This is a genomic window from Methylocystis sp. MJC1 (assembly GCF_026427715.1).
Lineage (GTDB): Bacteria > Pseudomonadota > Alphaproteobacteria > Rhizobiales > Beijerinckiaceae > Methylocystis.
Genome location: NZ_CP107558.1, coordinates 1,004,786 through 1,017,552 on the forward strand (window position 1 = coordinate 1,004,786; position 12,767 = coordinate 1,017,552).

Below are 12,767 nucleotides of genomic sequence, written 5' to 3' on the forward strand. Positions count from 1 at the left end.
ACTGTTTTGCGTCCCCGCGATAGCGCGCCGCTTGCGACGAGTCCTCGCGCGAACAGGCTTTCTTGCCTCGTCGAGCGGAACATTGGCGGCGCCAATTTGTTCTCCAGGCTCAGCGGACCAAAGGTTCGATGGTTTCGAGGAGGCGACGATGGGTATGGCGGCGCAAGGCAGCAATCTGATTTCCAGTGAAAATGTCGAAGGCACGGCCGTGTATGATCCCTCGGGGAATAAAATCGGTCAGATCGACCATCTCATGATCGATAAGGTCTCAGGCGTGATCCGCTACGCGATCATGACTTTCGGCGGCTTCCTTGGTATTGGCGAAGGCGAGCATCCTCTGCCGTGGAAGGCTTTCAAATATGACACCAACCTCGGCGGCTATGTGACAGACGTCACCGAAGAGCAGTTGAAGAACGCGCCTGAATACACCGAGCAAAGCTGGACGGATCGCGACTGGGAGTCGCGCCTGCATCAGCACTTTGGCTCGAAGCCCTATTGGGAAGAGGGCGCCGCGGGCTCGAGCTCCGGCATCGGCTCGACGACGCGCGGGACGGATCAGACGGCCGGGTTCTGATAATACAACCCGCCGTGCACGCTTGCAGCGGGGCCGCAATCGCGGCTCCGCTTTTCGTTTTGAGGGGCCTAAATCGCCGGGGTCTCTTGCACGGCCAGGTAGCTGCCTTCGCCATAGTGCAGTGTGTTGCGGGCCAGATAGGGCGGCCCCGGCAAGTCGAAATGCACGTAACCGTTACTGACGTTGCTGCGCAGCAGGTCCAGCCGGCTCCCCACGTCGAGCCGCAGCCGGTCGCCTGGACGAAGTTCGGTAGGTCCGGGGGTGAGGCTGAAGGCGAGATCGACAGCGACGCCGGGCTCCAGCGGGGCGCGCACGGAAGTGTCGTGCACGATCTCGCAGGCGGTGTCGCGCGCGGGATCGCGTTGGCGCCGCGCGGGGCTGATGGCGCCGAGCGAGAGCAAATGATAGCCGCCGTCCGCCGCGACGCGCCCGAGCCGGGCGACGACGTAAGAATCGATTTCGTTCGAGCTGAAGGAGAGATGCAGAGACACAGGGCCAGCAAGCCGCATCGTGCGCTCGATCGGCAATTCGAAGGTGAGGATCTGATTGGCGACCTCGTCGAATCCGCCGAGCAACGGTAGGCCCAGGGGCACGGCGGCCCAACGGCTTTCGCCGCTCCTGGACGCGGTTTCGGCCAGCGAATGGGGGGCTGCATCGGGCCCATTGGGGGCGAGAAAAAAGCGTCGCTCCACTGCGCCCGGCACGGGAAAATCCGCAGCGCCCTCGAAACGCGCTGCTCCTTCCAGCCAGTAGCGCACTGGGGGCTGGCCGGCATAGCCATTGTCGGCGCCATGGAGCACATGGTCGAAGAAGGCGAGCGCTTCATATTGCCAGGCGTAGACCGGCAACTCGTAGCGCGGCGGCGCGAGGATCATCCATTTGCGGTCACGGGGCGTCGCGGCGTTCTGGAAGAGGTCATAGGCGCCATATTGGTGCAGATTGAAGTAGCCGAGGTTTTGCACCACGACGAAAGGAATATCGATCCGGCCCAACTCCTTCGAGGGGCCGGGCGCAAGCGTGCTCGTCTCGCGCGACTTCGCGTCGAGCGTCCAATTGGCGTACCATTCGCGCACGGGTTTTGCGGGCGTCTTCGCCATGAAGCTGCGAAAGAGGGCGTCTGCGCGTTTCATCAGGAAAGGTTGCCAGAATCGCTTCAAAGGCGAGTTCGTTACGTGGCTCAAAAGCGCGCGAACGACCGGCGGAACGCGCAGGGAAAACAGGGCCGGCGTGAAATTCGCGCCCATCCAGAGATTGCAGAAAAACAGATTGAACACGCCGCCGAAGTTGAGGAGATGGCGGAAGTAATCCGTGCAGATTTCGTTGCAGAAGAAGGCCTTCAGCGCCTCGGGCCGGCGCACCGCGACCAGAGGCTGCGTCATGCCGTAATAAGACGTGCCGAACATAACGACGCGCCCGTCGCACCAGGGCTGCTCAGCGGCCCAGGCGATGCAGCGTTCGAGATCGTCCACGTCCTGCGAATTGAGAAAGACGCCTGCCTCACCATCGGAGCGCCCCATGCCGCGACGCGTGGCGACCACTTGCGCATAGCCGCGATTGGTGAAGACGGGCGGGCAGCCGATCTCATTGCTGCCGGTGGGAACGCCGGCCGTGTGCAGTTCGCGCGTATAGGCGGCGCATTGGACAATTGCCGGATAGCGGCCGGGCGTGCGTGGGACATAGACGTCCGCCGAGAGCGAGACGCCCGGCTCCACCTCGATGCGCTGGTCGGCGAGCAGGCGGCAGCCGAGGCCCTCGGCCGCCTTTCGCGTCGGGCGCCAACCCGCGAGTTGCTCATGCTCGAGGGGCGGAACTTTCAACGGGATGAGATTATCCAGCCACTCGCTCATGGACGGTCCTTAATTTGCCAGTGCAAAATCCATTGTCGTGATCAGGGCTTTCCCATCGTGCCCGGCGACGCGGCCGTCGATCATTCGGCCCGCTTCTATGCCGGGCGTGCGCGCCAGGGTGAAATCCGCCGCCCGCGCGGCGCCGCCGCGCTCGGTCAAGAAACGCAGCATCTTTCCTTTCTGCGCATCGAGATGACGCGCAAGCGCGCTTTCTCCGACGTCGCGCAAGCGCGCCGCCCGTTCCTTCGCGACTTCTCGCGCCACCTGCGGCATGCGCGCCGCCGGCGTGCCGGGGCGCGGCGAGAAGGGAAAGACATGAAGATGCGTAAGCCCGCATTCCGCGACGAGCGCCAGCGTCTGCGCGAACATCTCTTCGGTTTCGGTTGGAAAGCCCGCAATGAAATCGGCGCCGAAGACGATGTCCGGTCGGGCCTTGCGCAGCTCCTCGCAAAATCGGATCGCGTCCGCGCGCGCGTGGCGGCGCTTCATGCGCTTGAGAATAAGATCGTCGCCCGCTTGCAAGGAAAGATGCAGATGCGGGCAGAGGCGCTCTTCCTCGCTCATTGCAATGAGGAGATCGTCGTCGGCTTCAATGCAATCGATTGAAGATAGGCGCAGGCGCGCAAGTCCCTGCAATTCGCGCAGCAGCAGGCGCACGAGCGAGCCGAGCTTGAGCCCATTCGCGTCATAGCTCGTGAGATCGACGCCGGTGAGCACGATCTCCTGCTTGCCGTTTTCAACGAGCGCGCGCGCTTGCGCGAGGATCTCATTAGGCGGCGCCGAGCGCGCGGCGCCGCGTCCAAGCGGGATGATGCAGAAGGTGCAACTGTGATCGCAGCCGTTCTGCACCGCGAGAAAGCCGCGCGTGCCTTCTTCCGCCGCGAGCGCGCGATTTTCCGGCTGCTCGGCGATGACGCGCGAGACGCCTTCCATCGTCTCGAAGCTTTTGGGGTCGATGCGCGCCGCACAGCCTGCGACGACGATCCGAGCCTCCGGGCGCTCGCGATGCAGCCGGCGGATTGCCTGGCGCGCCTGGCGCGTGGCTTCGTTCGTCACGGCGCAAGTGTTGATGACGACCGTGTCGCTCGCATTCTGGCGCGCGAGTTCTTCCGAATCCACCATGTTCAGCCGGCAGCCGAAGGTGAGGACTTCGACTTTCGGCGGCTGCGCGCTCACGCGGCGCCTTCGAAGAGCTTCGACGTCAGCCGCGTCTCGAATTCGAATTCGACCGGCCCCGTCATCATCACATGGTCGTCGGCGCGCCATTCAATGTGCAGATCGCCGCCGGGCAGCCGCACGCGCGCGCGTCTATCGGTGAGGCCGGCGCGCGCCGCCGCGACCAGAGTCGCGCAAGCGGCCGAGCCGCAGGCCTTGGTCGCGCCCGTGCCGCGCTCCCAGACGCGCAGGAGAATATCGTCGCGCGCAACGATCTGCGCGAAGGAAATGTTGGCGCGCTCGGGGAAGAGCGGGTGACGTTCGAGCCGCGCGCCGAGATCTTCGAGCGTAATCGCTGCGGCGTCCCCGACGAAGAAAACCGCATGAGGATTGCCCATGCTGACGGCCGAGAATTGGGCCGGCGCGCCCTCGACCGGCGGATCGAGCGCGACAGAGCGGGTATCGGCCGCGCGGGCGAGCGGAATCTCGCGCCAGTCGAGCCGCGGGCGCCCCATATCGACGGTGAAGACAGTCTCGGCCTCGCGCCGCGTTTCGATTCGGCCGGCCTGGGTCGCGAGCGAGAGCCGTTCCTTGCCTTCGCGCGCCAGCGCATAGGCGACGCAACGCGTGCCATTGCCGCAGGCCCCCGACAGCGAGCCGTCGATATTGTAGATGCGCATATAGGCGTCGTCGCCCGGCTCGAGAGGATCGTGCAGGGCCATGAGCTGGTCGAAACGCAGGCCGGGCGCGGCGGCGATGGCGCGCGCCTCCTGCGGCGCCAGCACATGCCCAAGCCCACGCAGGTCGAGCACGAGGATTTCATTGCCGGCGCCGTTCATGCGCAGGATGGTATGATTATCGAGCGGATGGCGCATTGGTTTTTCCATCGGGACGCGGTCGGTATATAGAGACTGCGCCGCTTTAGCGCCACAGTTGCGCCGCCTGACGCCTGTCGCAATTTCGCGCAAGAACCGGTCATGAGAGATCGCATCTCCAAAAGGACGCTTCGAGGATGGACGAGGAACCCGGTCTGATCGACAGCCTGCGCACCCATTGGCGGGCGCTGGCGATTTTCACGCTGATCGTCGTTTCGGCCGCCATTCTCGCCGAACGACGCTTCCTGCCGGCTGGCTCCGACGACGAGGCGCCGGCCACGCCCGCCACGACGGCGCCTGCGACCCCGGGGCCCACAAAGCCTGACGAAAAGGCCGAAGCCGCCAAGCCCGGGACCCCCGATTTGGCGCCCTCCGTCATGAGCGAGACAGTCGACGTCGATGCGCGTCCCGCTCTCGTAATGAAAGGGCAGGGAAAATGGGAGGACGCCGCCAAGGCGCTCTCCGAGGCGCTGAAAAAGCTGAGCGGCGCCGTCGCCAAGGCGGGGCTGGCCAGCAATGGGAGGCCGATCGCCGTTTTCACTAAGACCGACGACGCAGGCTTTTCCTTCGAGGCGATGGCCCCGCTCTCTGTGGCGCCGGAAGGCAAAGCGAAGCTCCCCGAGGGGGTGGAAATCGGCGCGTCTCCCGCCGGCAAGGCGCTCAAATTCCAGCATCGCGGCGCCTACGACGAGATAGACGCCACTTACGAGGCGATCGCCGCCTATCTCGACGAAAAGGGTCTCGACACCAAAGACCTCATCATCGAGGAGTACCTCACGGATTTCAAAGCCGACGACGCCAGCGTGGACGTGGATATCTACGTCTTCCTCAAGTGAGACGCGGCAGGAAAGGGCCATCTATCAGCCATTGCTAAGGTCTCGCAGAATAGGCTAATCCGCGAGGCTTGAGCCCATCCGGGCGCGATTTCGCACGGGTCGATTCTCATGAGACGTCTTGGATTCACATGTGCTCTGGCTTTCGCGCTCGGCGCGAGCGAGACCGCCCTGGCCCACGCTATTGTGCTCTCCTCGACGCCGCGCGCCGACCAGACGATCAGAGGCGAGGAGCTCGCGATCGAGATCCGTTTCAATAGCCGGATCGACGCCGCGCGCTCGCATATGAAGCTTTTCAAGATCGGCGGGGACGCAGTCGCGCTCCCCATTCTCGATGCGGCGTCGACCGACACGCTGAACGCCAAGGCGACGGGACTCGAACCGGGCGCCTATCGCCTGCATTGGCAGGCGTTGAGCCTGGACGGGCATATCACGCAAGGCGACATTTCCTTCGTCGTGAGCCGCTGACATGCAGCTCTTCATCGAGATCTATGGCTTTCTGAGCGTCGTGCTGCGCGGATTCATCCTCGCGGCGCAGTCGGTCGCGGTCGGCGGGCTTGCCTTTCTGCTGCTGCTCGTCTGGCCGCTGGGCCCGAGGCTCGCCGGCGCCGGCGAGGCGCTGGAGCGGCGGGCGTTGCGGCTGATTTTCCTCGCCGCCAGCGGGCTCCTTGCCGCCGAGCTGCTCGCGGCCGCCGCGCTCACGGCCATGTTGGTCGGCACGCTGGAGATTCCTGCTCAAGAGGCCGCCGGCGCGCGCGCCGTGGCTGTCGCTCTTGTTGCAGGCGTCATCGCCACGATCATCGCCGTCTCGGCCCGGCGCGCGCAGCGGGGCGGGGCGGCGATCCGTCGGGCTGCGCCCGTGCTCGCCGCGCTGCTGATCGGCGTCCAGGCGGGCTCCACCCACGCCGCGAGCCAGTTCGACGGGGCGGCGGTTCTCGCTTGCGCCGAATTCCTGCATATGGCTGGCGCCGCGGTCTGGATCGGCGGCATTCCCTATTTTCTGATGGCGCTGACCGATGTCGCCGACTCCACCGCCCGTGCGCGGGTCGCGGCCCGCTTTTCGGCCATGTCCGTGGGCGCTGTGGCGGCGCTTCTCGCTGGCGGCGGGCTGATGGCGGTGTCTTATGTGGGCGCCGCGCCCGCCATGTATGGCACGTCCTACGGGGTCATGCTCAGCGCCAAGATCGTCCTGCTTTTGGGCCTGCTCCTCCTCGGCGGACTGAATTTCCTGGCCGTGCGCAAGCTGAGACAGGAGCCCGCCGGGCCGCTGCTGCGCACCCGGCGATTCGCCGAGACGGAGATCGGCGTCGGCCTCACCGTTCTCTTCTGCGCCGCCTCGCTCGCCTCGCTGCCGCCGGCGCGCGACCTGGCGAACAACCAGGCAAGCTTCGCCGAGATCGTCGACCGCCTCGAGCCACGCCTGCCCGTGCGGCTGGACAGTCCTGATTTCGAGGCGCTTTCGGCCGCTCTGCCGCCAGAAGCCTTGAAGAATCTGCTGCCCGGCGCCCAGCCGCCGCGCTCGCCCGCCGATATCGCCTGGTCGGAATATAATCACCATTGGGCGGGGCTGTTCGTTATCGCCATGGGCGTGATGGCGCTTCTGGAGCGCGTCAGCCGCCGTCTCGCGCCGGTCATGCGGCATTGGCCGCTCGTCTTCGTCGGGCTGGCGGGCTTCTTATTCCTGCGCGCGGATGAGGCGGTCTGGCCGCTGGGGCGGCTGGGGCTGATCGAGAGCCTGCGCGATCCCGAGATTGCCCAGCACCGCCTGCTGACGCTGCTGATTGTGATCTTCGGCCTGTTCGAATGGCAGGTGCGGCAGGGCCGCATCAAGGCCTGGTGGGCGGCCTATGTCTTCCCTGTCAGCACGGCGACGGCGGCGGCTTTTCTCCTCACCCACTCCCATGCGCTCGCCAATCTCAAGGAAGAGACGCTGATCGAGATCACCCATACGCCGCTGGCGCTCGTCGGCGTTGCGGCGGGATGGTCGCGCTGGCTGGAGCTGCGGCTCGATGGCGGGGCGAAGCGGATGGCGGGCTTTGTCTGGCCAATCGGCTTTATTCTCGCCGGGTTGATGCTGGTGTTTTATCGCGAGGCGTGAGCGGCGGCGTCATTGTGAGTGAAGCGAAGCAATCCAGGGCGCAACGTGGCTCTGGATTGCTTCGTCGCTACGCTCCTCGCAATGACGGCGGGAGCGGAAGCGGCATCAATCCTTCGCGGACTCGTCCGGGCGATATTCGAGTATGTCCCCCGGTTGGCACGCGAGCGCCTCGCAGATTTTTTCCAGCGTATCGAAGCGCACGCCCTTCACCTTGCCCGATTTCAGCAGACTCACATTCTGCTCGGCGATGCCGATCAGTTGCGCGAGATCGCGCGAGCGCATCTTACGCTTGGCGAGCATGACGTCGAGATTGACAATAATGGCCATCAGACGATCTGAGCGTTTTCGTCGGCGATGTCGGCCGCGGTTTTCTGGATATGGGCGAGGGCGAGAAGCATCAGGACCAGGATGATGTGGACGATGTCTTCCGATCCGATGAAGATATGTTTGGCCTTCGCCGACGCCGGCAGATGCGCGGCAAGCGTATAGATGACCGCCGAGCGCTCGACGAAATCGGCGACGATCGCCACCAGCCCCGCAATTCCGATCCGTCGCAGCCAAACGGCGGCTTCAAGAGAAAACACTTCGCCGGCAAGATAGATCGAAAAGAGCCGCCAGATGGAGAAGGTGAGGGCGGCGACGCATAACCACAACGCCAGGCTCATCGCCAGCACAGCGTTCCATTGGGATGCTGACGCTGCGGAAACGTCGAGCCCGAACATATCCATCGCTTTTGTTTCGTAAGGCGAGCGCGTCGCCCATGCGTCGCAAAAAACCCATAGCAAGAGCGCCGCGTAGCCCAAGGCGAGCAACCGGATTGTCTGACAAAGCCAGCCGATCTTGGCGCGCAAGGTCGAGAGCCGCGGATTCGCCGGCGAAGCGAGGGCGATCGAATCGGTCATTGTTTTTTCTCCATGGTCGCGGCATGGGGCCGGCTGAAACTCAGACGATCTGGGCATATTCGTCGGCAATCTCGGCGGCAGCCTTGAATATCGCGGACAGAGCGAGGAAGAACGCGCAGCCCACCGCATAAAGCAGATCCGTCGGACCCACCCAGGACCAGAGCGGCGCCTTCGCGAAAATCGCTGTCGTGAGCAGCGCCGCGCTGGCGATCGCAAGGAAGATGCTCGCCACGATCGCGGCGAAACCGAAGAGCGCCACCGCGCGCAAACGGTGGGCCGCGGCGGCTGAAAAAATATCGCCGCGCAAATAGCCGCCCATCAACCGCCAAACCGCGACGGCGAAGGCGACCGCAAAGCCTTGGTCGATCAGCCCGAGCGCGAAGGCCATCCAATAACCGTCGCGCGAGATCAGCGCGGGATCGAAGTCGACCGCGGCGGCCAGCTGCGTGATGTATTCCTCGGCTGGAAGTCTTGTCCGAAGGAAGACGAGGACGGCCCAGAACGCCCAGGCGACGGCGGCGAAACGCGCGAGATGGCACAGCCAACCCACGCGCGCGCGCAGCGACGCGATCTCGGCGTCTTGCAATGGCGTCGGCGTGATGAAAACCGACTCGGTCATATTCGCCTCCATCAGATGAACTGGCGGTGCTCGGCCGCGATTGTCGTCGCGGTCTTGAAGATCGTGGCCAGAATCAGCACGAAGGCGGCGAACAAGGCGAGCAAAAGGTCGAAGGGCGGGACCCATACATAAAGGGGCAGCTTGCCGAAGAGCGCCGGCGCAAGCGCCGCGATGGCCATGGGCCGCAGCAGAATATCCGCCACGACGACCGCGATGGCGGCGAATGCGACATGACGCATGCGCGTTGCGCCGCTAATCGAGAAAATCTCGCCGGCCAGATAGCCGCGCGTCAATCTCGAGATCGCCCACGCCAGCGCGCCGATCAGCAGCCAAACGAGGATGCCGAGGACGAAAACCGTCCGGAGGCCGAATTCTGTGACCGACGCCGGATCGAGTTGATACTGGCGCGCAAGCTGGCTCACGCTGTGCGCACGGTCGCTCCAGGCCAGGCAATGCAAGCCGATTCCCCATGCGGTCAGCAAAACCGCGCCGACATTGACCGCCTTGCATATCCAGCCGATGCGCGCGCGCAAGGCGGCGGCGCGAGGATCGAAGTCCGAGTCCCGTTGAATCATTTCAGTCTCCAAAAATGACGCGTCGAAAACTTGCGACGCGGCGAAAGAGCATGCCCGCCGCTATGCGGGCAAGCTTTCTCTGCGCGCCAATATTGACGCATAAAAAATTTAATGTAATACATTAAAAAATAATCGTGGAGGATGATCGTTATCATGCGACTCATAGGTTTGATTTTCATCGCCTTTTCCGCCGCTTTGCTCTCGGGGTGCAGTTGGGACGTCCCCATCGCCACCCAATGGAAGCTCCACGCCTTCAATTTGGGGACGGCCGATTTGACGAAGTTGCGCTTCGCGTTGCGAACGCCGGAATGGGCGGCTCCCACGCCGGACAAGACGGTTCTCCTGACGACGCTCGCGTCCGAGGGAGAAAAGGACGGCGAGCGCAACGTCGAGATACACCTGCATCGCGCCGCCTATGCCAAAGATGCGGAAGACATCGCCAAACTCTCGCAGAAGACCGGCCCGCTCGACTTCTATGAAATCGCGCCACGCGATCTGGCGGCGGCGCAGGCGTTGCAGGCAGAAGCGCGCAAGTTGAAGGCCGAGGGGCGCCAAGGTCATAGCCGCGTCAAGATCGACCGCGGGGTCGCCTGCCGCAAGGCGAATGTGCCCGACGGCGCCATACCCATCGACGTCTTTATTCACCCCGACGACGAGATCGGCTGGCAGCCGCTTCTCGAAAATTTCGACGTGCGCGCCCTGCTCAAGACGCCCGAGGATCTGCGCAAATTCGAAGAAGGCGCGCCGCTCTGCGACAAGCACGTCCAACGCGTCTCCCAATGACGACGCGAAAGCCGATCCGCGCGCCGCCGCGATGACGACGCGCTGAGTCAACCGAAAGGACAATCGCCTTCCCCAACGCCGGAGCCCTCGCTCCGGCGAACAGAGCTTCTTTGTCTTCAAACTGGAGATCGATCAATGAAACGCTTCGTTCCTGCCATTCTGGCGCTCGGCGCCTCTAGTGCGGCGGCCGCCGCCGATCTGCCCTACCGCAGGGCGGCTCCGCCCTTCGTTCCGCCGCCTCCGCCCCCGGCGCTCTTGTTCCAGGGGCTTTACGCCGGCGTGCAGGCGGGCTTCGTCGGCTTTGCCGATCGCTCGCGCGATTATCTGGCCGTCAACAATGCCTTGCTGTTCACGAGCAAGACCGGCCATGGCGGCGGGTTTCAGGGCGGCGCGCATGTCGGTTACGATTGGCGCTTCGGCTCCTTTGTCGGCGGTGTCGTCGCCGATGTGACGGGCGCGCGGGCGGTCAATGATTTCTACGATCCGCTCGGGCAATATTCGGTGCGCAATGTGCTCGGCATGTCAGGCTCCCTTCGCGGGCGTGTCGGCGTCGTCGCCTTGGATCGGCTGTTGGTCTATGCGACAGGCGGTCTCAATGTCGCCGACGTGCGCCATGAGTACAGATCCGTTCTCGGCTTGAGGTCGAACAAGAATTATCTTCTGGGGTCGCCCACGGTCGGCGTGGGCTTGGAATATGCGATTTCCGACCGCTGGAGCGGGCGGGTCGAATATCGCATCACCGGCCTTGGAACGTCACGGGAGACGACGCCTGTCGCTTGGGGGTTGAAGACGGCGCATCAGGCAGGCTCGGGCGCCATCACCGCGGGCGTCAGCTATCGCTTCGGCAACTGACGCAAGATGGATAGCGCGCCTTGGGGCGCGCTTCCGATTGTTGACAAACCTCCGAGGCGGCCTCGCCCTTCGAGACGCGAGCTTCGCTCGCTCCTCAGGATGAGGCCTAAGTGTTTGGCAAAGTTGCAGAAGCTCCTCATGCTGAGGAGCCTGCGCAGCAGGCGTCTCGAAGCACGAGGGGCGTTACCGCCACTTTGTCATACGAGATCCGCTTGATTGGCTCGCTGTCATTCCCGACGCTCGCGCAGCGAGTGATCGGGAATCCAGCGCAAAACCAGCGCTTTTTGGGCTCTGGATTCCCGGTCGGGCTTTCAGCCCGCCGGGAATGACAAGTCCCCATGCGACCTATTCAAATGGAAATGGTATCAGTAGTCCGAGCGCGCCTGAAGGCGCGCGGTCCGGAAAGTCGGCGTTACGCCGCCTTCGCCTTTTCCATCATCTCGACGAAGCGCTTGAAGAGATAATGGCTGTCCTGCGGGCCGGGCGAGGCCTCGGGGTGGTGCTGCACCGAGAAAGCCGGGCGGTCGGTGAGCGCGATGCCGCAATTCGAGCCGTCGAACAGCGAGCGATGCGTCTCGACGGCGTTCGCCGGCAGGCTGTCGCGGTCGACGGCGAAGCCGTGGTTCATCGAGACGATCTCGACCTTGCCAGTAGTGAAGTCCTTCACCGGATGGTTCGCCCCGTGATGGCCTTGCGGCATCTTCTGCGTTTTGGCGCCGACGGCCAGCGCCATCATCTGATGGCCCAGGCAAATGCCGAACACAGGCACTTTCTTCGCGAGCAGATCGCGGATCACGGGCGTGGCGTATTTGCCCGTCTCGGCCGGGTCGCCCGGGCCGTTGGAGAGGAAGACGCCATCGGGCTTCAACGCCAGAATCTCAGCGCTGGTCGCCGTCGCCGGGGCGACGATCACTTCGCAGCCTTCCTCAGCCAGCAGGCGCAGAATATTGCGCTTCACGCCATAGTCGATGGCGACGACGCGAAACTTCGCTTGGCCGTCCCGCGCGCCATAGCCCGCGCCGAGGCGCCAGGGGGTTTCCGTCCAGTCGTAGCGCTCCTTGGCGCCGACGCTGGGGACGAGGTCCATCCCGTCGATGCCAGGCCAGGCGGCGGCCTTGGCCTTGAGCGCGTCGATGTCGAACTTGCCGTCCGGCGCATAAGCGATGACGGCGTTGGGCATGCCGCGCTCGCGAATGAGCGCCGTGAGCGCGCGCGTGTCGATCCCATAGAGCGCCACAATGCCGCGCTTCGCCAGCCAGTCGGTCAGCGACGTCTCGGAGCGGAAATTGGAAGGGGCCGTCACCGGCTGGCCGAAGATCGCGCCGACGGCGCCGGCGCTACGGGCGAGGTCGACCGTCTCTATGTCCTCGTCATTGGCGCCGACATTGCCGATATGCGGAAAGGTGAAGGTGACGATCTGCGCGGCGTAGGAGGGGTCGGTGAGGATTTCCTCATAGCCGGTCATCGCCGTGTTGAAGCAGACTTCGCCCACGGCCTCGCCGACGGCGCCGAGGCCATAGCCCTCGATCACTTCGCCGCTTGCGAGCACCAGCACGCCGGTATGCACCGGCTTCGTCCAGCCATTGTCTTGATCGAGGGTCATCTTCCGTCCGTTGCGCTCGGGTGGGGCGAGCCGTTATGACAGCCGCTTCAC

General features: G+C 64.3%; 14 protein-coding genes. 6 read left to right on the plus strand and 8 right to left on the minus strand.

Features of this window, described 5'->3' with window-relative positions; translation table 11 throughout:
• The first annotated feature begins 148 nt into the window (after nucleotides 1–148).
• On the plus strand, nucleotides 149–574 hold the full coding sequence (locus OGR47_RS04895; RefSeq protein ID WP_371824414.1) for a PRC-barrel domain-containing protein: 426 nt from the start codon (nucleotides 149–151) through the stop codon (nucleotides 572–574).
• Between the two features lie 68 nt (nucleotides 575–642).
• Here the strand turns inward: OGR47_RS04895 and OGR47_RS04900 are convergent, their stop codons facing one another.
• Genes OGR47_RS04900 through dapF form a run of 3 tightly spaced genes read right to left on the minus strand, consistent with a single transcriptional unit; the run spans nucleotide 643 to nucleotide 4,451 of the window.
• The gene (locus OGR47_RS04900) at nucleotides 643–2,421 is read right to left on the minus strand and encodes a CocE/NonD family hydrolase (protein WP_165054689.1); all 1,779 of its coding nucleotides are present in this window, start codon (nucleotides 2,419–2,421) and stop codon (nucleotides 643–645) included.
• A 9-nt stretch (nucleotides 2,422–2,430) separates the two neighbouring features.
• Nucleotides 2,431–3,597, minus strand: a complete 1,167-nt coding sequence (locus OGR47_RS04905) for a MiaB/RimO family radical SAM methylthiotransferase (protein WP_256367647.1) — start codon at nucleotides 3,595–3,597, stop codon at nucleotides 2,431–2,433.
• On the minus strand, nucleotides 3,594–4,451 hold the full coding sequence (gene dapF / locus OGR47_RS04910) for a diaminopimelate epimerase (RefSeq protein ID WP_165054683.1): 858 nt from the start codon (nucleotides 4,449–4,451) through the stop codon (nucleotides 3,594–3,596). Before dapF ends, OGR47_RS04905 begins: the two co-directional genes overlap by 4 nt.
• A 137-nt stretch (nucleotides 4,452–4,588) precedes the next feature.
• Here dapF and OGR47_RS04915 point away from each other — a divergent pair, with 137 nt between their 5' ends.
• From OGR47_RS04915 to OGR47_RS04925, 3 genes are all read left to right on the plus strand, one after another.
• On the plus strand, nucleotides 4,589–5,287 hold the full coding sequence (locus OGR47_RS04915) for a GyrI-like domain-containing protein (protein WP_165054680.1): 699 nt from the start codon (nucleotides 4,589–4,591) through the stop codon (nucleotides 5,285–5,287).
• Nucleotides 5,288–5,395: 108 nt separating this feature from the next.
• A complete protein-coding gene (locus OGR47_RS04920; RefSeq protein ID WP_165054677.1) occupies nucleotides 5,396–5,752 on the plus strand; it encodes a copper resistance CopC family protein in 357 nt (118 codons plus the stop codon).
• A gap of 1 nt (nucleotide 5,753) precedes the next feature.
• The gene (locus OGR47_RS04925; protein ID WP_165054674.1) at nucleotides 5,754–7,382 is read left to right on the plus strand and encodes a copper resistance D family protein; all 1,629 of its coding nucleotides are present in this window, start codon (nucleotides 5,754–5,756) and stop codon (nucleotides 7,380–7,382) included.
• Nucleotides 7,383–7,487: 105 nt separating this feature from the next.
• On the opposite strand, the gene OGR47_RS04930 is transcribed toward OGR47_RS04925, so the two are convergent.
• Genes OGR47_RS04930 through OGR47_RS04945 form a run of 4 tightly spaced genes read right to left on the minus strand, consistent with a single transcriptional unit; the run spans nucleotide 7,488 to nucleotide 9,478 of the window.
• Nucleotides 7,488–7,709, minus strand: coding sequence for a helix-turn-helix domain-containing protein (locus tag OGR47_RS04930; protein WP_165054671.1), 222 nt, complete (start codon nucleotides 7,707–7,709; stop codon nucleotides 7,488–7,490).
• Complete coding sequence (locus tag OGR47_RS04935; RefSeq protein WP_165054668.1) at nucleotides 7,709–8,284, minus strand: DUF2975 domain-containing protein; 576 nt, start codon at nucleotides 8,282–8,284, stop codon at nucleotides 7,709–7,711. Before OGR47_RS04935 ends, OGR47_RS04930 begins: the two co-directional genes overlap by 1 nt.
• A 40-nt stretch (nucleotides 8,285–8,324) precedes the next feature.
• A complete protein-coding gene (locus tag OGR47_RS04940) occupies nucleotides 8,325–8,903 on the minus strand; it encodes a DUF2975 domain-containing protein (RefSeq protein WP_165054666.1) in 579 nt (192 codons plus the stop codon).
• An 11-nt stretch (nucleotides 8,904–8,914) separates the two neighbouring features.
• The gene (locus OGR47_RS04945) at nucleotides 8,915–9,478 is read right to left on the minus strand and encodes a hypothetical protein (protein ID WP_165054663.1); all 564 of its coding nucleotides are present in this window, start codon (nucleotides 9,476–9,478) and stop codon (nucleotides 8,915–8,917) included.
• A 153-nt stretch (nucleotides 9,479–9,631) separates the two neighbouring features.
• Here OGR47_RS04945 and OGR47_RS04950 point away from each other — a divergent pair, with 153 nt between their 5' ends.
• Nucleotides 9,632–10,261 (plus strand): hypothetical protein, encoded by a 630-nt coding sequence (locus tag OGR47_RS04950; protein ID WP_165054660.1) that lies wholly within the window; start codon nucleotides 9,632–9,634, stop codon nucleotides 10,259–10,261.
• 135 nt (nucleotides 10,262–10,396) lie between these two features.
• The gene (locus OGR47_RS04955; RefSeq protein WP_165054658.1) at nucleotides 10,397–11,113 is read left to right on the plus strand and encodes an outer membrane protein; all 717 of its coding nucleotides are present in this window, start codon (nucleotides 10,397–10,399) and stop codon (nucleotides 11,111–11,113) included.
• Between the two features lie 412 nt (nucleotides 11,114–11,525).
• Here the strand turns inward: OGR47_RS04955 and carA are convergent, their stop codons facing one another.
• On the minus strand, nucleotides 11,526–12,716 hold the full coding sequence (gene carA / locus OGR47_RS04960; protein WP_165054655.1) for a glutamine-hydrolyzing carbamoyl-phosphate synthase small subunit: 1,191 nt from the start codon (nucleotides 12,714–12,716) through the stop codon (nucleotides 11,526–11,528).
• Nucleotides 12,717–12,767 lie beyond the last annotated feature (51 nt).